Source organism: Micromonospora andamanensis, from assembly GCF_016863495.1.
GTDB lineage: Bacteria > Actinomycetota > Actinomycetes > Mycobacteriales > Micromonosporaceae > Micromonospora > Micromonospora andamanensis.
In genome coordinates, this window is record NZ_BOOZ01000014.1 from 139,140 (window position 1) to 157,471 (window position 18,332).

Below are 18,332 nucleotides of genomic sequence, written 5' to 3' on the forward strand. Positions count from 1 at the left end.
GGGGTGCCCGCTCCCCGCGCTCAGAACTGGACGACCCGCCCCAGCCGGGGTGGCGTACGGCCCGCGAGGACGTCGAGCCAGGCGTGCTCCAGCGCACCCGGCCCGGTGCCGAGCTGGACGTCGAGCCATCCGCCGGCCACCTCCGCGAAGCGCCGCCAGGCGTCGGCGAAGCGGCGGTCGAGCCCGTCGCGGCCCCAGTCGAGGCGGCGTTTGCGCATCTGCACCGGGGCGAAGAAGACCTCCCCCGCGGCGTCGGCGTTCGGGATCTGGTTGGTCAGGCCGACAGCGATGTCGCGGACCAGCCGGTCGCCGAGGTGCCGCCGCAGGGCGGTCCGGGTCGCGGGCGCACCGGACAGGTCGAGGTACGCGGTCGGCGCCGGGTCGAGGGCGGCGATCCCGTCGTACGGCAGCACCTCGTCGTAGCAGCCGAGCGACCGGGTGAACTCGAGGTTGCCGGGCGAGGTGAGCCCCACCAGGCGCGGGCCGCGCCCCCGCAGCTCGACGGCGGCGGCGTACGCGGTCTTGCTGGACGCCGACGAGAACACCAGCGACGTCGCGCCGTAGCAGTCGTTGTCGACGATCTGGTCGGCCAACATGAATGAGGTGAAGAAGAGCGGCCGGAACAGGACCAGCAGGTCCTCCTGGTCGGCCCGGTACGCCGGATCACCCACCGTCGAGCGGTACCCGTTGTACGGCGAGGGCAGCTCGGCCCGGTGCGCGCTTCCGTCCCGGAACCCGGAGGCGTCCACCCTCGACGGCCGCACCACCAGATGCCCGGCCGGCGGAAGATAGCCGTACACCCGCTGCCCCGCCTCGACCCCGGCGACCGTCGAGGCGACCACCTCGGCGAAGCCCCACAACGGCGGCAGCCCCCACCGCCCGCCCAGCCCGTGCCGGTCGGGCGGGAAGAACTCCCAGTACCGCATCGCCTCGCCGAGCACCGCGTAGGTGACGTTGTTGGCGGTCAGTCCGACCCGGTCCACCCGCAACAGCGCCTCGCCGCCGGACACCTCCGGCACGGCACTCTCCACCAGGGTGGTGCGACTCAGCTCGGCACGGGCCACGGCGAACGTCCAGGAGGCAGCCATGCTGAGACGCTAAGCAGCCGGAGCCCCGGAGACAAGATGCACTGGTAGTGCAAAATCCCACTCCTCGTCGGCACGCACAACCATTCCTGGTGATCCGGGGTCTTCCTGTCATGAACGATGCCCAGACGGGGCTGGAGGGCGCAGGTGACCGATGACGGCTTCCGCGAGTTCGTCGAGGTCCGGTACACGGACCTGATCCGGACGGCGTACCTGCTCACCGGCTCCCGACACGCGGCCGAGGACCTGGTGCAGATCGCGCTGATGCGGGCGATGCGCCGGTGGCGGCAGGTGGACGAACCGATGGCGTACGTGCGCCGGATCATGGTGAACGAGCGGACCCGGCTCTGGCGGCGCTTCGGTTCCCGGGAGCTGCTCGCCGGTGTCACAGGCTCCTGGCGGTCCCCGACCGAGCCGGGCCGGGACCTGGCCCAGGATGTCGTGGTCCGTGACGAGATGCTCGCCGCCCTGCACCACCTGCCGCCCCGGATGCGCGCGGTGCTGGTGCTGCGCTACTGGGAGGACCTCTCCGAGGCCCAGATCGCCGACGCGCTCGGATGCTCGGTCGGCACGGTGAAGAGTCAGTCCTCGCGGGCGCTCGCCCGACTACGGACGGTGCTGCCGGCATCGCCGGGCCGGCCGGTGACGCCGGCCCGACAGGCACCGCGACACGACGTTGACAAGGGTTCGCTGGCCGCGGTGCCGGACGCGTCGAGAAGGAGAGGCCCGAGCGATGGCCGATGAGATCAGGCAGGCACTGGCCCGGCTCGCCGAACCGGTGGTGCCACAACCCGACCCGTACCAGCGGTTGCTTCGTCGCGTGCGGCGACGCCGGCGGCGACAGACGGCGGTGACGGGTGTGGCCGCCCTGGTGCTGGCCGCGGTGACCATACCGCCTGTGGGTCTGGTGGGCCTGCTGCGGAGCGACGAGCCCACGCTGGCCACGGCGGCGTACCAGCCGGCGAGTCCGATCGACGATCCGATGGTGCGGCGGCTGCTCGACTCGCCCACCCGGGGCAACCTGGCCGGCGACACGGCGCTTGTCGCCACCATCGAACGGGAGTACCGGGCCGCCCGCGCCGAACTCCTTGTCGACCCGTCGTTGGACGAGGTGCGGGTGCTGTTCGCCCACGACGCGCCGGGTGCCCGCGTGGTGATGGTGGCCTACCTGGACGACTCGCACGCACTGATTCGCCATGGCTCCGGCCCGGAAGGTGCCTCCGTGCCGGAGCTGCTCGACAAGACCGGGACGCCGGACGAGCCCCAGGAGTTGACCCCGTACCTCATCTTCGGTCGGCACTCCCCTGTCGACGGTGACCATTCGGCCGATCTCGCGGTCGGCCTGGCACCGGCCGGTTGCCAGGTGGAGACCTCCCACGACGGTCGGCTCCAGCCGGACGGATCCGTCATCAGGTCCTGGCAACCGGTGGGCACCGACGGTTACATGGTGCGGGCGACGGGTGAGCCGGCCGGGCGGTGGCAGTTCACCTGCGACGGCATCGTGCGCTACGCCGGACCGGGGGCCCAGATCGGCGTGCGGACGAACGTGCCGCTCTCCCCGGCTCTGCGGCCCGACCTCAGCGCCGCCGCCGTCCGCGACCTGCGCGACATGCTCGACGGCGGCGGACTCACCAGCTCGACGCCCCAGGTGCTCTGGACCGGTCGGTTGCCCACCAAGCTGCCCGACCCGCCGGCGGCCGTCCTGGTGAGGTCCTGCTCGACCGACGATGGCTGCGCCGCACTGCTCAAGGCCGACGCCCGCGTGCTCGCCGGACCGGAATCAGCGGTTCTGACCTTTGACCGCACCGGTATCGGCAGCTCCGACCTGGTCGCCGTGCCGCTGCCGGCCGGAACCACAGGTGTGCTGGTGGCCGGGCCGACGTCGGCGGCCCGCGCCGAACTTGTCGACGCACGGGGATCAACGCTGACGGACGGGACGCTCACCAACGGGATCGGGATTTTCGAGATCGATCATCGCAAGGTCGCCAAGGTGAGGATCCTCGACAGTGCGGACCAGCCGTTGCTCACCGCCGCCACCCCGCACCTCGCCACCGACAGATACGAGTTCGCCGAACCGACGGTCTGGGCCTGGTGAGGAGCCACCCCCGAACCCATCGGGTTCGGGGGCGCCGGCAGTGAGCCTGGTGCGGCTACGCCGCCATGCGGCGGGTCAGCTCGGCCGCCCGGTAGGCCGCTACCTGACGGGCCTGGCCGGCCACGAAGCGCCGCAGCGGTGCCGGTGCGTGGGCGGTGACCCGTTCGTCGACCCGGGTGCCCTCCGGTACCGGACTCAGCTCGACCACCGCGCGCAGGGACACCCAGCCCGGGCTGCGCACCTCGCTGACCAGTGGGCCGTGCGGTGGCGTCGACACCATGCGTACCCGGATGCGGTTGTCCCACCGCAACGGACCGACCAGCCGGAACCGCTCGACGGCGACGTAGTCGGCGACCGGGCGACCCTCGGCGTCGTGACCGTGCCGCACGTCGTCGACCGCCACGATCAGCGGTGACAGTCCGATGTAGCTGCGCGGATCGGCCAGGTGCGCGTACACCACGTCGGGCGGGGCCGCGACGGTGCAGGTGGTCTCGAACGCGATTGGCGGCTTCCGGTCCTCGGGCACGCCCCATCGTGGCACGCCGACGACGGGACGGCGTCCCGCCGTCAGCGTGCCACGACCGGTCAGGACGGCCGGGCCGCCTTCTCCAGCCCGCGTTCGACGGCCGCGATGAGCTGCGGGCGCAGCTCCTCGGGCCGGACGATGGCGTCCACCGAGCCGACCTCGACAGCGCGCTGGATGCTGTGCACGCCGTCGAACTCGGCGGCCACCTCCGCCAGCTTCTCCGCCCGCACCGACGCGCGCACGTCCATCAGCTGCGTCACCAACGCGGCCCGCTGTCCGCCGGTCGCCGCCGCGACGCGCGCCTCCAGGTCGGCCACCCGGGGATCCTTCGCCGTACGGGCGTTGACGTCACCGGCGAACACCACGGCCGCGGCCGGTGCGCCGCCGATGACGGAGGCGAACGAACCCTCCACCGCGAGGACCGTCATGTTCGGATTGAGCGCCTTGGAGAAGACCACGAACGCGCCACCGTGGTACCGGGAGATCACGCAGAAGACGATAGGTCCGTCGAAGTTGACGATCGCCCGGCCGATCTCCGCGCCGTACTCCAGCTGCAACTGTCGCATCGACTCGGGCGAGCCGTCGAAGCCGGAGAGGTTGGCCAGCACCACGAGCGGACGGTTCCCACTTGCCGCGTTTATCGCGCGGGCCGCCTTCTTGGACGAGCGCGGGAAGAGCGTGCCGGCGGTGTAGGTGTCCGGTCCGTCGGTGGGCGGGAAGCCGCGACGGGGCACCGAACGGGACTCGATGCCGAGCAGGCACACCGGGATGCCGCCGAGGTGCACGTCCTGCACCACAGCCGTCTCGGCGTCGGCCATGCCCGCCCAGCGTTCCAGGACCGCGTGGTCCTGGTCGGCCAGGGCCCGCATCAGCGTACGGATGTCGAACGCCTTCTTGCGATCCGGGTTGCGCTCCCGGGAGAAGATCTCGCCGACGGTGGTGAAGTCGCTGTCCGGTACCGCGTGCGGGTAGTCGGAGATGTCGCGGTCGGCCGGGTCGGTGGTGACCGCACGGCGCGGCCGGGTCTCGCCAGGCGCCACGTAGGCGTGGTCGTGGTACGCCATCAGGACCTGGTGGGCACCGCGCAGGTCCGGCGCCCAGTACTGGGCCTGGCCGTTCGGGCCCATCACCCGGTCGTAGCCGCCGATGCCGAAGTTGTCCTCGGCGGACACCCCGCCGGAGAAGTCCAGCGACTGCTTGCCGGTCAGCACCATCGCCGAATCCGGCGTCATCACCAGGATGCCCCTGGTGTGCATGAGCATCGTGGCCTCGGCGTTCCAGTACGGCTGGGCACCCACTGTGATCCCCGCGACGACAATGTTGATCTCACCGCCGGCCTGGGTGAACTCCACGATCCGCTTGAGCGCGGCGGCCACCCAGTCCATGTTCTCGGTGCCCGAACTCATCGAGATCCGCGCGCCGGCCGACAGCGCGAACCAGTCGACCGGGAGGCGCATCCGCTCGGCCAGGTCGAGCGCGGCGATCACCCGGGCGCACTCCGGCTCGGCCAGCGCGCCCAGCGCTTTGGTCGGATCGCCGAGCAGCACCACCCGGGTGACACCCTCCGGGTAGCGCTCGGTGGGCGTGCTCGCCAGGCCGACGACGATGCCCGCCCGGTTCTGCCCCCTCGGCCGCTGCACCGGAACCAGTTCGCCGGAGTCGGCCAGGTCGTACTCGACGAAGCTGCCGTTGCGGCCGGCCAGCATCTCGGTCAGCTCGTACGGGTAGGTGGTGCCGCGCCGCCGGGCCGACAGCACCTTCTGCCGGTAGTCGTCGAGCGGTTGGATCAGCTCCGCCGTCGGCTCGGTGACCGAGATCCGCATGCCCTCGTCGTAGGAGATCTGCACCGCGATGTCGATCAGTTCGCCGGTGTCCTCGTCGCGCTGGCGGCCGAGGAAGAGCACCTCCTCCAGCCCGGCGTCCGCCGTGATCGGCAGCACCCGCTGGGCGACGGTGTTCAGCTCCTCGATGCTGAGGTCGTTCGGCGGCCAGACGAAGAGGGTGATCCGGTTGGTGTCGAACCGCTTCTTCGCCGGGCGCTGCGCCTGCACCTTGCGGATCGCGTCGAGGCAGGCGTCGAGCGCGCCCTCGACCGCCGGCAGCGCCAGGATCCGTCCGTCGGTGTCGCGCAGCGGGGTGAGGTCGCGTACCTGGGCCATCGCGGCCAGGCGCTCGTCGGCCGGATTGTCCGGCGCGACACAGTGGAACAGGTAGACCTCCTCGTCGGCCGAGGGCAGCCGGGTCAGGTCGAAGTTGCGCAGCCGGGGCAGTTGCAGACGCTGGGCGATGAGCGGGTGCAGGCCCCGGATCACCCGGTCCTCACCGAGGCCGGCCCGGAAGGTGAAGTGGTGGTGCATCTCGGCGCCGGTGCGGCCGGCCACCGAGATCGTCGCCCGTTGCAGCACGTCCAGCAGGCCGGCCTGGTCGAGCACCTCCCGCAGGGTGGTGGCCATCGCCTCCACGTCGGGCTGCTCGGCCCAGGTCAGGTACACGTCGGCGACTGTCGGCGCGGGATCGTGGCCCGGCGTCGGCGATGCCGGACCAGTGCCGTCGCCCCCGGCGGCGACAAGCGCGGCGACAGTCGTCAGGGTTTCCGGCAGTCCGTCGAAGTCGGTGGCCACGGCGACCAGGCGGAAGCGTTCGCCGTCGCGGTCGTACCCGGCTGTGAAGAACGACTGCCCGGCCACCTCGACGGCTCGGGCGTCGCTCGCGCCCCGGTTGCCGTAGTAGCGGCGGCTGAGCACCTCGAGCATCGGGCCGTGGTCGGCGCCCGGCCGGCCGATGCGCTGGGCGAGCAGCCGCACCAACGGCTCGGGTGAGGCGACCATCGTCGCGATCCGCTCGGCGCGGTCGACCGCGTCGGGGTTGCGGTCGAGGTACCGCAGGTTGCTGCGGACATCGGCATACACCTCGGCCCGCTTGCGTCGCAGCATCGGCTGCGCCGCCCAGCGGAACACCACGCTGCGGGCGAGGTCGCCGACCACCGGGAAGCGGCGCTGGGTGGCGAAGATCAGGTGTTCCAACGCCTGGCCGACCAGCTCACGCAGGCCCTCGGCCGGCGGCGGCTCGGTCAACCACCGTTGCAGGAAGGTGACGACCACCTTGACGTCGGCCGCCGCCCGCTGTTGCGCGAGGAAGATCCGGAAGACCGCCTCCTCCAGCTCCGGCGTGCGTTCGAAGTCGTCGACGCCGTAGTGGGCGAGCACCCGGGCGAGGCGCTGGCGGAACGTCTCCGGCAGCGCGGCCCGCTCGACGTCCAGGCACTGGAGGTAGGTGTGGAAGTACTCGCGTGGGCTGTGCACCCGGGTGTCGGCCCTGGTCTCCTCACCGGCCGGACGGTTGCGGCTGAGCTCGGACAGGTCGGCGAAGACCTGGAGCAGCTCGACCTCCTCCTCCAGCGGCCGGTGTGGCAGCTCGGCCCGGGCGGCCAGGTAGGCGGCGAGGGCTCGGCGTTCGTCGCGCGGATCCAGGTCGTAGCCGAGCAACAGGCTGCGCAGTTCGGCGATGCCCCGGGCCACCCGGTCTCCGGCGGACCTGTGGGTCGGCTCGGGCGGCAGCTCCAGGTCCACGGCCGCGGACTCGGCGGGCTCACTCGCCGCGCCGTCACCGAGCGGCTCCAGGCGCAGCAGCGGCGCGCCGGTCTCCACCTGGCTGCCGACGGAGACCAGGCACTCGCGCACCTTCGCCGCGAACGGGGCGCGCAGCACCGTCTCCATCTTCATGCTCTCCAGGACGAGCACCGGCGCGCCGGCCTCGACCTCGTCGCCCACCGCGAGCGGGGTCGCGACGACCAACGCGGGTGACAGGGAGCGCAACACCCCGCCCTCGTCCCGGCTGACCCGGTGCGTGACGCCGTCCACCTCGACCAGGTGGATGGGACCGTGGGTGTCGGTGACCAGCCGGAACCGCCGGCCGTTGACCAGGATCCGTCCGCTGTGCTCGTCGAAGCGCTCCAGCTCGACGTCGACGGTGGCGGTGTCACCGACGCTGACCCGGAACCGGTGCCGGCCGGTCTGCGCGACGGAGACCCGGTAGGTCGCGCCGCGCAGCTTCAGGTCGATCGGCCGGCCGCTGGAGTGCTGGACCTGGGGGCGGCCACCGTGCGCGGTGGAGAGCAGTCGCTGCCGCTCGACGTGCGCCTCGTCCTCGTACGCCTCGATGGCGGCGGCGGCCAGCGCGACGCCGGAGTGCCGGGTGGAGACCAGCCGGCCCTGGGCGCGAACCCGGTCGATCCAGCCCGTGTCGGCGCTGCCGTCGATCACCTCGGGCTGGTCCAGCAGGTCGAGCAGGAAGCTCTTGTTGCTCGCACCGCCCTCGATGATCACCGTGGTCTCGGTGACCGCGCGACGCAGTCGGCTCAGCGCCTCGTCGCGGTTGCGGCCGTACGCGATGATCTTAGCGATCATCGAGTCGAAGTCGGCGGGGATCACGTCGCCCTCGCTGACCCCGGTGTCCACCCGCACGCCCGGGCCGCTGGGCAGCACCAGCCGCACGATCCGGCCCGGCGACGGGGCGAAGTCCCGGTCAGGGTCCTCGGCGTTGAGCCGGGCTTCGACGGCGTGCCCCGCCTCCCCCGGGATCCGGTCGCCGAGCCGGCCACCGGCGGCCACCTGGATCTGGGCCTTGACCAGGTCGAAGTCGGTGGTGGCCTCGGTGATCGGGTGCTCCACCTGCAACCGGGTGTTGACCTCCAGGAAGGCGAACATCCGGTCACCGGGGTGGTAGAGGAACTCGACGGTGCCCGCGCCGCGGTAGTCCACGGCCAGCGCGAGCCGCTCGGCCGACTCCTTCAGCTCGCGAGTCTGCTCGGCGGAGAGCACCGGTGAGGCGGACTCCTCGATCACCTTCTGGTTGCGCCGCTGCACCGAGCAGTCCCGTACGCCAAGCGCCCAGGCGGTGCCCTGGCCGTCGGCGATCACCTGCACCTCGACGTGCCGGGCACCGGTGACCAACCGTTCCAGGAAGACCACCCCGCTGCCGAAGGCGCGTTGGGCCTCCAGGCTCGTGCGCTCGTACGCCTCAGCGAGCTCGGTGTCGCTGCGCACCACCCGGATACCCCGGCCACCCCCGCCCGCTGTCGCCTTGAGCATCAGCGGGTAGCCGATCTCGGCCGCGGCACGCTTGGCCGCGTCGAGGCTCTCCACCGCGCCCCGACTCCACGGCGCCACCGGGACGCCCACCTCCTCGGCGATCAGCTTCGCGCCGATCTTGTCGCCGAGCTTGCGCATCGCCTCCGGGCTGGGGCCGATGAAGGTGACGCCGTTCTTCTCGCACAGCTCCGCGAAGGCCGGATCCTCGGCCACGAAGCCCCAGCCCACCCAGGCGGCGTCGGCACCGGTCTCGTGCAGTGCCCGTTCGAGCACCCGGTGATCCAGGTACGGCCGCGCCGACGCGGGCCCCAGGCAGTAGCTGTGGTCGGCCTCTCGCACGAAGGTGGCCGAGCGCTCCGCCTCGGTGTAGAGCGCGACCGTCTCGATCGGTGGAGCGTCGGTCTCGGCGTTGAGCTCGCGAACAGCGTGGATCAGCCGCATGGCGGCTTCTCCCCGGTTGACGATGGCGATGCGGCTGAACACCGAGCAGGCCTCCGGAAGATTCGTCTGTGGCAGAAGGGGACTCTCCCTCGGACAGGGGGTCCCGTTCCACCAACCTTCGTGGCTACCGGCGGGTAAGGAAGACGTGGGAACTGCCACCTCCGGACAACGGATTTTGTCGGGACCCACCAACTCCACCCTCCGGCACCGGCTCCGGGTGGCTCGGGTCACCCCGGGAGGGCCGAAAACCGCCACGCCCGGTCGAGGCGACAAACACCCTGCGTGTCGGTGACATCTGCCAAGATCATCAACGTTTCCCTCGCGGACCTGGTGCTATACGGTCAGCAGGTGAGAGTTGAGCGTCACTGGTGGAACGGCGACCACACCCCGCGCGGACGTCGCGACGTCTACATCCGTACCGACGGCGAGTCGTGGGAGGTCGAGGCCCGGGCCGGCGGCGGCACCGGCCGCTCGAAGATCTACCCATGCCCCGGCCGCAAGTCGGCGGAGATCCTGGCCGGCGCCTGGATGGGCGGCCAGAGCCGCTGGCGGGTCGTGGCACCCTCCTGAACCTCGCCACGGCAACCTACTCACCGCCCGTCGGGTAGGCTGACAGCGCGACCCGCTTGACCGCGGGTCCGATTCGATGTCCCGGGCCCCGCGCCTTCGACGCGCCAGGCCACGGCCGGCACCGCAGCGCCGGGTGGGACGTCCCCTTCGACGTTCGGAGCCTTCATGGCGGCACGCCGCCCACTGCAACAGACCACCCCGCCCGCCCTCCCGACCTTCGCCGACCTGGGCGTGCCCGAGGCACTCACCCGGGTACTGGCCGCGACCGGGGTGGACCGGCCGTTCCCGATCCAGGCCGCCACACTGCCCGACGCGCTTGCCGGTCGGGACGTGCTCGGCCGGGGCCGCACCGGTTCGGGCAAGACATACGCCTTCGTCCTGGCCGTGCTCACCCGGCTGGCCGCCACCGCCACGCCGCGCCGGCCCGGACGCCCGCGGGCGCTCATCCTCGCGCCCACCCGGGAACTGGCCAGCCAGATCGACAGCGTGATGGCACCGCTGGCGCAGGCGCTGTCGCTGCGCACCATGACGGTGTTCGGCGGCGTCGCCGCCCGGCCGCAGATCACCGCGCTGCGCGCCGGGGTCGACATCCTGGTGGCCTGCCCGGGCCGGCTCGCCGACCACGTGCAGGCCGGCCACGCCCACCTGGACGCCGTCGAGATCAGCGTGCTCGACGAGGCCGACCACATGGCCGACCTCGGGTTCCTGCCGACCGTACGCCGGCTGCTGGAGCTGACCCCGCGCGGCGGGCAACGGCTGCTCTTCTCCGCCACCCTGGATTCCGGCGTCGACGTGCTGGTCCGGCGGTTCCTCACCGATCCGGTGGTGCACAGCGTCGACTCGACCAAGTCGCCGGTCGCCGCGATGACGCACCATGTGCTGCACGTGCACGCCGACGACCGGTTCGCGGTGCTTGTCGACCTGACCGCCGCGCCCGGGCGGACCGTGGTGTTCACCCGCACCAAGCGAGGTGCCAAGACCCTGACCCGCCGGCTGGTCGCGGCCGGAGTGGCCGCGGTGGAGCTGCACGGCAACCTGGCCCAGGGCGCGCGCACCAGGAACCTCAAGGCGTTCTCCGACGGTACGGTGCGGACGCTCGTGGCCACCGACATCGCGGCCCGGGGCATCCACGTCGACGACGTGGCCCTCGTCGTGCACGCCGATCCGCCGGTGGAGCACAAGGCGTACCTGCACCGCTCGGGGCGTACCGCCCGGGCCGGCGCGGCCGGGACCGTCGTCACGCTGATGACCGACACGCAGGCGCCCGAGGTGCGGGAGCTGACCCGCAAGGCAGGCATCGCGGCGACCACCACCCGGCTGCGTCCAGGGGACGCGTTGTTGCGGGAACTCGCCCCCGGGGAGCGGACGCTCGCGGTCGCGCCGGCCGCTCGGCCGACGGCCACCCGCCGGGAAGTGTCACCCGCACCCACCGGCCGGGGTCGGCGCGGCGGCAAGTCCGCTCAGACCGCCTCCGCCCGGTCCGCTCCGGCCGCCTCGGGCCGGTCCGCTCCGGCCAGTTCAGGGCGGTCCGCTCCGGCCACCTCGGCGCGCTCCGGCACCGCCCGATCCGGCGCGGCGGCCTTCTCCGCCCGGGCCCGGCCCGGCGGGCGTGGCGGCGGTCGCTGAGCGGCGACCCCGCCCGGGACACCCCACCGACACCCTGAACAGCGCTTTGGAGAGCCCGCCGGCATTGCCGGCGGGCATTTCCTTGCGCCCTCCCAATACCTAGAACTACTATGCCTCATAGTTCTAGGTATTGGTGGTGGGAGGATCATGAAAGTCACCAAGGATCTCGTCGCCGCCTCGGCTACGCCGATGGTGCTGGGCATCCTGGCCGACGGGGAGAGCTACGGGTACGCGATCCTCAGACGGATCAACGAGCTGTCCGACGGCGAGTTGGACTGGACCGAGGGGCTGCTCTATCCCCTGCTGCACCGGCTCGAACGGCTCGGTCACGTGCAGTCGAGCTGGCAGTCGGTCCCCGGAGAGCGGCGACGCAAGTACTACCGGATCACCAACAGCGGCCTCGCGGAACTCGCCGAACAGCGACGTCAGTGGGACACCGTGGTGAGCGCCCTCAAGGCGATCTGGGTCGATCCCGGCGACGTGCGGCGTTCGGCGACGACTCCGCTCGGAGGTCTGGCATGACCACGTCCGGCGATCCCGAGGGCACGACCGCGACCGGCGGCCCGGACGGCGCGACCGCGTCACCCGCTCAGGAAGGGTTGGCGGACCAGTTCGCCCAGTGGCGACACTACGTCCGACGCCGCCCGGAGTTGCAGCAGTCCGACGCCGAGGAGTTGGAGGACCACCTGCGCGGCTCGGTCGACGAACTCGTCGTCGCCGGCCTGCGCCCCGACGAGGCGTTCCTGGTCGCGGTCAAACGGCTCGGCGGCCTGGACGAGTTGTCCCGCGAGTTCGCCCGGGAACACTCGGAGCGGCTGTGGAAGCAACTGGTGCTGACCGGCGGCACCGACGATCCGGATACCGACACCCGATCCCGGCGCGACCTGATCGCGATGATCATCTGCGCGGTCGGCGCGGCTGTGTCGGTCAAGCTACCGGAGTTGTTCGGCCTGGGTTTCCAACAGGACGGCGATTCCTACGCGCCCAACTTCGCGCTGTTCACACTGCCCTGGCTGGCCGGTTACCTGGCCTGGCGACGCCGGACCGGGAGGGCGCTGATCGGGGTGATGGTGGCGTTGTTCGCGCTCGGCGCGGTCGCCGCGAACGTCTACTCCCTCGGGGAGAACTCCCAGTCGCTGGTGCTGACCACCATCCACCTGCCCATCGCCCTGTGGTTCGTGGTCGGCCTGGCCTACGTCTCCGACGACCTGCGCTCGTCGCGACGACGCATGGACTTCATCAGATTCACCGGCGAATGCTTCGTCTACTTCGTCCTCATCGCCCTCGGCGGCGGCGTGCTGACCGCCTTCACGGTCGGGACGTTCCAGGCCATCGGTATCGACCCGGAGGGCTTCATCGCCAACTGGTTGCTGCCGTGCGGCGTGGTGGCCGCGGTGGTCGTGGCGGGCTGGCTCGTCGAGGCCAAACAGAGCGTCGTGGAGAACATCGCCCCGGTACTCACCCGACTGTTCACGCCGCTGTTCACCGCCGCGTTGCTGGCCTTCCTGGTCGCGCTGGTCTGGACCACCGCCGGCATCAACGTCGAACGGGAGGCCCTGATCCTGTTCGACCTGCTGCTGGTCGTGGTGCTGGGGCTGCTGCTCTACTCGATCTCGGCCCGCGACCTGCTGGCCCCGCCCGGCCTGTTCGACAGGTTGCAGCTCGCCCTCGTGGTCAGCGCGCTCATCATCGACGTGCTGGTGCTCTGGGCGATCACCGAGCGGATCACCGAGTACGGCACCACGCCGAACAAGGCCGCGGCGCTCGGCGAGAACGTCATCCTGCTGGCGAACCTCGCCTGGTCGGCGTGGCTGATGCTGGGCTTCGTCCGCCGACGCACCCCGTTCGCGGCGTTGGAACGCTGGCAGACCGGCTACCTACCGGTGTACGCCGGTTGGGCCTGGATCGTGGTCCTGCTCTTCCCCCCGCTGTTCAGCTACCTCTGACCGTCTCGCAGCGATGGACCTGGGCTGCCCACGACGCTCGGGTCCATCACTGCCAGGCACGCCGGAACGCTACCCACACAATCATCCCCAGCGCTAGGTGAGTCGGTCGCCGTCACGTTCCAGCTTCATGGCCGACCAGAGGTACGGCAGCCGCAGGGTCGCCCGCGCGACAAGCACCGGCACCAGCCGGGACGCGTCGAGTGAACGGAAGACCACAGCCCGCCGGCCGGCGCCGTCCACCGAGTACAACCGGACGTTTGTCTCCCAGAAGCTGCCGAAGTACGGCACGCCCGGCCCGAATCCCAGCCCCAGCCCGACCATCCGGAAGCCGATGAGGCCGACGTAGGTCACTCCGTCGAGTGTGTCGGCCCGGGTGCCGGCGGGCAGCAACGGTGCCACCCGCTCCGGCTCCACCGGCCAGTGCAGGAAGATCAGATCCTCCCAGCGCTGCCGAAGAATCGCGCGCCTGGATCCCCTGACCGGCGCGGCGTCGACGGGCTCGATGTCCACGTGTCGCTCCAGTTCAGGTACCGGGGTGGCGGCTGCTCGCCCGGTTGCCACCCGCCCGCTTCGCCGCGTACATCGCACCGTCCGCGTGCGCCAGGGTCTCTCCGAGGGTGTACGCGGAACCGCCGGCCACCCCGACGCTCACCGTCACCCGCCACGCCAGCATCCCGGCCACCGCGTCGACGGTCCGCTGGGCGACCTGCTCGGCGGCGCCCAGATCCGCTCCCGGCAGGATCGCGACGAATTCGTCACCGCCCAGCCGGGCGACGAAGTCATCCCGGCGGACACTTGCCGCGATCACCTGCGCCACCGCCCGCAGCACGTCGTCGCCGGTGGCGTGCCCCAACGAGTCGTTGATGTCCTTGAACCGGTCCACGTCCACGATCAGCACCGCCACCGGATCGGTCCCGGCCGCCGTCGGCGTGGCCAGGCGCTCCAGGAAGCTGTCCAGTCCACGCCGGTTGGCCACCCCGGTGAGCGGGTCGATCCGCGCGGCCCGTTCGGCCCGCTCGTGCTGCCACCGCAGCACGTCGTACGACTGCATGGTCACCGCCGCGTGCAGCCAGCGGTGCCGCTGCCGCCACAGCAGCTCGGCGAGCGCGTCGCCGTAGGTGAGGCCCGGCACCGCGTCACGCGCGCCGTCCTTCGCGAGCAGCACCGCGTGCGTACGGTGCAGCGCTGCGGTGATCAACCAGTCGTTGTCGGGCGACAGGCCGGTCACCGCCTCCTCGATGACGCGCAGCGCCTCGCCCGGCCGCCCGGACCGGCTGAGCGCGACCGCGTGGAACGGCCGGCACAGCAGTTGCTCCTGGTGTCCCTGTCCGACGCCGTGCTCCTGCAACGACGCCAGTACCCGGGGGATGTCCTCCGCCGCACCGGCCGGGTCCTGGCGGTCGGCGCGGGCACACGCCGCGAACAGTGACGCGGAGAGCCGCCACACCTCCGCCTTGGGGCCGGAGGCTTCCGTCATCGCCCGCGCCGCGTGCTCCTCGGCCACCGTGGTGTGCTTCTCCGCCTCGGCGACCTGACCCACCTGGTACAGCTCCAGGGCCCACATCAGGTTGAGTTCGGCCAGGTTGCACAGCCACATCGCCCGGTTGCCGTTGTCCGGGTACCCGGGTCGGCAGGTCGTCTCGTACGCCGCCTGGAACTGGGGCACCGCCAGCTCGTAGAGCCGTAGCTTGGCGTAACCGATCGCGAGCCCGGTACGGGCGTTGCCCTCGATCACCGGATCGGGTTCGCCGGCCAACAGGGCCGTCTCCGCGCGGACGAGATCCCGCAGGACGGCCTCGATGTCGTACTCGGCGATGTCGTGGTCGCCGAGGCGGAGCCGACGGTCGGCGCGCAGGGACAGCGCGCAGGAGCGCCACCCGGCGCTGTTCTCCCGCTCCGCGGCGACGAGCATCAGATCGGCGGCGGCGATCGCGGCACGGAGGTCACCGAGTCGGGTCAGCGCCACGACGCGGGCGAAATGCATCGCCGCCGGACCGTCGCGCAGTTCCCCTGTCGGTTCCCGCAGCGCCGCGACCGCCTCCGCCAGGACTTGGGACGCGCCACCGGCCTGCGCCTCCTCCAGTAGCCGCAGGGCTCGGAGGGTCACATCGTCCATGCGGTCTCCTCCGCACCCGCCCAGGGAAGAACAGCCTGATGGTACGGTAATCAGCTCTCTTCGATAGCCTCCGACCGGTTCGGACTCTGCGCCAGCGGTCGCCACGCGGCCAGCGTGACGACCCCCATCGCCGCTGCGGCGATCCAGAACGGTGTTGTGATGTCCCAGGTGCTGGCGATCAGGCCGCCGAGGAGGGACCCGACCGCCGCCCCGCCCAGATCCAGTACCGCGTAGGCGCTGCCGACCCGGCCGAGCAGCCGGTTCGGCACGAGTCGTTGCCGCAGCGACGCGACTGTGACTCCCCAGACCATGCCGTGCGCGCTGAAGACGACGAGCACGGTCACCACGACCCAGACCGCCGTCGTGGTGGCCAGGATCAGGTGCGTGACCATCTCGATGACCAGCCCGGCCCGCAGCACCGCGGTTCGTCCGAACGTCCGGACGAGTCGGGTCACCACCGCCGTGCCGGCCAGCCCGCCCACCGCGAACGCGGTGAGCAGGAAGCCGTAGCCGACGTCGGAGACGCCCAGCCGCTGCCGGCAGTAGAGCACGAACACCGCGAACGCGGCGCAGAAGGCGACGTTGCCCAGGCCCATGCTCAGGGCCAGGGTCCGCAGCAGCCGGTGCCGCCACAGCCACCGCACCCCCTCGGCGATCGAGCGGAGGATCGGCGGGTGCGCGGCGGCCTGCGGAGCCGGCGCCGAGGTCGGCCGGATTCCGGCAAGCAGCGCCGCGGCGACGGCGAAGGTGAGTGCGTTGAGGCCGAACGGTGCCGCCGCGGCGATGACGAACAGCCAGGCCCCCAACGGTTTGGCCACGAACTGGTTGCCGATCGTGAAGGTCGCGTAGAGCCGCGAGTTGGCGCTCGGCAGTCGGTCGGCGGCGACAAGCGACGGCAGCAGCGCACCCATCGCGGTGTCGGCGAGCGTCTCCCCGGTACCGAGCAGGAAGAGCACCGCGTAGCAGACGGCCACCGTGACGGTTCCGGTGGCGATGGTGAGGGCCAGCGTGGCGAGCGCGAGGGCCCGCAGCAGATTCACCGCCACCACCAGACGACGCCTGTCGAGGCGGTCCACGTAGGCCCCGCTGAGCAGGGCGAACAACAGCCAGGGCAGTTGCTGTACGAAGACGGCACCGGCGATCAGCGCCGGGTTGTCGGTGATCGAGGCGACCAGCAGCGGACCGGCCGCCATGGTGACGCCGTCACCGATGTTGGACACCGCCGAGGCGGTCCAGAGTTTGGCAAAGTCCGCGCCCAGACGCGCGGATACCAGGGCACGCAAAATAGCTCCTCGAGCTGGCAGGGAAACGGCCGTCAGGGGACCGCTCCGCAGCGAGGAGCACCGTCACCGTCGGGGGACCGACGGTGGGCCGCAAGGTCAGCGCACGGTGAACTCTCGCGCCGGAGCGGGGACCGTGACCATGTCGAGGCGCATCTCAACTCCTGTCCGTCGACGGATGTCGAAGCGGACGATAGTCTCCCGATCCGGCACCCGACACCGGTTTGCCGGGTCACGCTGCACCGTGATCGCGACGCGTGTCGATACAGTGACCCGGTGGAGCAGATCACCCGGCGGGGGTTCCTCGACGAGACGGTGGCCGTCACCCGGGAACGGGACGCCACCACCACCCACCTGTACCTGATGCTGCGCGAGGGCGGCGACATCGGCGTGCAGTGGGAGCAACCCGGTGCCGACCATCTGCGGGAGTACCGCGTCGTCGACGCGGACGGACCCGCCTGCCCGCACTGCGTCATCATCGAGGCGGTCGTGGAACTGGCCCCGGTCCTGCCGCTCGACATGCTGCGGACGGCCCGTTCCCGGGTGCAGTACGAGACGGTCCTGCGCACCGGCATGCTGCCGGCTCCGGCGTTCGCCCGGCAGTCCGCCAGCCGTGAGGTCACCTGGCTGGGTGACTGCCACGGTGCGACGGGCAATCCGCACACCGGTGCGGACTGTGCGGAACACGCGGCGATCGGTCCGTCGGTGGTCGACGACCCGCTCGACGTCGACCCGGTGGCCGTGCTGCCCCGGGCGCTGCGCGAGATGCCCGGTCCGATCGACGTGCGGGAGCGGCTGCGGCTCGCCCGCGACTGGCGGGACACCGCTGCCGAGGTGGCCCGCCGCAGCCGGTACGCCGAGACGGCCTGGGGTTTCCTGCGCGGTTGCGCGGTGCTGGGCGTCCCCGCCGCCGGTGTCCCGGGGGTGGTCTACGCCCTGGCTCCCGACGCGCCGGCCGACGAGCGCCCCTTCGCCGAGCGGTACGCGACGACGGTGCGCGCGCTGTCCGGTCAGACGTCCCTGAGGTACGCCGACCGGGTGTGTCTGGTGCCCGACCCGGTGCCCGGCAGTGAGCGGATGCCCAGCTTCGCCGGTGCTGTGGACATCGCCGCCGGCCAGCCGGTACGTACCTTGCGCCTGCCGTCGAGCCGCCGGCCGCTGAGTCGGCTCGGTCGAGGGATCCTGCTGCTGTTCGAGGCTCGGCACACCATGTTGACCCGGCAGGTCCAGCAGCCCCGGGACTGGGAGTCCGAGGCGGCGTTGCACGTCTTCGAGTTCGGCATGCTGGAGGAGGTCGGCGGACCCGCGTACATCTCGGCCGTCGCCGCCTACCTCGACGCGCTGCGCCGCGAGGGCGATCTGCTCGCCCAACCGCAGAAGGTCCTCGACCGTAAACGACGCAAGGCCCTCGCACAGGTCTTCGGTGACATCGACGACGCGGAACTGCACCTGTGGGGGTCGGTCGCCTACCGCAACGCGATCAAGCTGATGCTCGGTAGCCAGGCCGCCTTCGCCGAACACCTGCGACGGCAGGCGTCCTGATCGCGACGGCGCCTG

General features: G+C 71.6%; 12 protein-coding genes and 1 pseudogene. 7 read left to right on the plus strand and 6 right to left on the minus strand.

From position 1 onward, the window contains the following. Positions 1–20: 20 nt before the first annotated feature. A complete protein-coding gene (locus Van01_RS14415; protein ID WP_204007005.1) occupies positions 21–1,088 on the minus strand; it encodes a DUF2855 family protein in 1,068 nt (355 codons plus the stop codon). A gap of 144 nt (positions 1,089–1,232) precedes the next feature. On the opposite strand from Van01_RS14415, the gene Van01_RS14420 reads away from it, so the two are divergent. Both Van01_RS14420 and Van01_RS14425 read left to right on the plus strand, forming a co-directional pair. Further along, positions 1,233–1,829: a SigE family RNA polymerase sigma factor gene (locus tag Van01_RS14420; protein WP_239099075.1), complete on the plus strand. Its 597-nt coding sequence runs from the start codon at positions 1,233–1,235 to the stop codon at positions 1,827–1,829. Next, the gene (locus Van01_RS14425; protein WP_204007009.1) at positions 1,819–3,180 is read left to right on the plus strand and encodes a hypothetical protein; all 1,362 of its coding nucleotides are present in this window, start codon (positions 1,819–1,821) and stop codon (positions 3,178–3,180) included. The genes Van01_RS14420 and Van01_RS14425 overlap by 11 nt, the downstream gene beginning before the upstream one ends. A gap of 55 nt (positions 3,181–3,235) precedes the next feature. Here the strand turns inward: Van01_RS14425 and Van01_RS14430 are convergent, their stop codons facing one another. Continuing rightward, positions 3,236–3,706: an SRPBCC family protein gene (locus tag Van01_RS14430; RefSeq protein WP_239099076.1), complete on the minus strand. Its 471-nt coding sequence runs from the start codon at positions 3,704–3,706 to the stop codon at positions 3,236–3,238. Positions 3,707–3,765: 59 nt separating this feature from the next. After that, a complete protein-coding gene (locus Van01_RS14435) occupies positions 3,766–9,279 on the minus strand; it encodes an ATP-binding protein (RefSeq protein ID WP_204007011.1) in 5,514 nt (1,837 codons plus the stop codon). Between the two features lie 306 nt (positions 9,280–9,585). Between Van01_RS14435 and Van01_RS14440 the strand changes: the two genes are divergently transcribed. From Van01_RS14440 to Van01_RS14455, 4 genes are all read left to right on the plus strand, one after another. Continuing rightward, complete coding sequence (locus Van01_RS14440; RefSeq protein WP_099851929.1) at positions 9,586–9,807, plus strand: hypothetical protein; 222 nt, start codon at positions 9,586–9,588, stop codon at positions 9,805–9,807. 165 nt (positions 9,808–9,972) lie between these two features. After that, entirely contained in the window at positions 9,973–11,433 is a 1,461-nt protein-coding gene (locus Van01_RS14445) for a DEAD/DEAH box helicase (protein WP_204007013.1), read from the plus strand. A 147-nt stretch (positions 11,434–11,580) separates the two neighbouring features. After that, positions 11,581–11,955, plus strand: a complete 375-nt coding sequence (locus Van01_RS14450; protein ID WP_204007015.1) for a PadR family transcriptional regulator — start codon at positions 11,581–11,583, stop codon at positions 11,953–11,955. Continuing rightward, the gene (locus Van01_RS14455) at positions 11,952–13,379 is read left to right on the plus strand and encodes a permease prefix domain 1-containing protein (RefSeq protein ID WP_239099077.1); all 1,428 of its coding nucleotides are present in this window, start codon (positions 11,952–11,954) and stop codon (positions 13,377–13,379) included. The genes Van01_RS14450 and Van01_RS14455 overlap by 4 nt, the downstream gene beginning before the upstream one ends. Positions 13,380–13,475: 96 nt before the next feature. Here Van01_RS14455 and Van01_RS14460 read toward each other — a convergent pair. From Van01_RS14460 to Van01_RS14470, 3 genes and pseudogenes are all read right to left on the minus strand, one after another. Beyond that, positions 13,476–13,889: pseudogene (locus Van01_RS14460) on the minus strand (YqjF family protein); the annotation flags it as partial. Positions 13,890–13,902: 13 nt separating this feature from the next. Then, positions 13,903–15,495 carry a GGDEF domain-containing protein gene (locus Van01_RS14465; protein WP_204007017.1) on the minus strand — a complete coding sequence of 531 codons (1,593 nt, stop codon included), beginning with the start codon at positions 15,493–15,495 and terminating at the stop codon, positions 13,903–13,905. Positions 15,496–15,545: 50 nt separating this feature from the next. Then, entirely contained in the window at positions 15,546–16,778 is a 1,233-nt protein-coding gene (locus Van01_RS14470; RefSeq protein ID WP_204007019.1) for an MFS transporter, read from the minus strand. Between the two features lie 273 nt (positions 16,779–17,051). Here Van01_RS14470 and Van01_RS14475 point away from each other — a divergent pair, with 273 nt between their 5' ends. Then, on the plus strand, positions 17,052–18,317 hold the full coding sequence (locus Van01_RS14475) for a hypothetical protein (RefSeq protein ID WP_204007021.1): 1,266 nt from the start codon (positions 17,052–17,054) through the stop codon (positions 18,315–18,317). Positions 18,318–18,332: the final 15 nt, after the last annotated feature.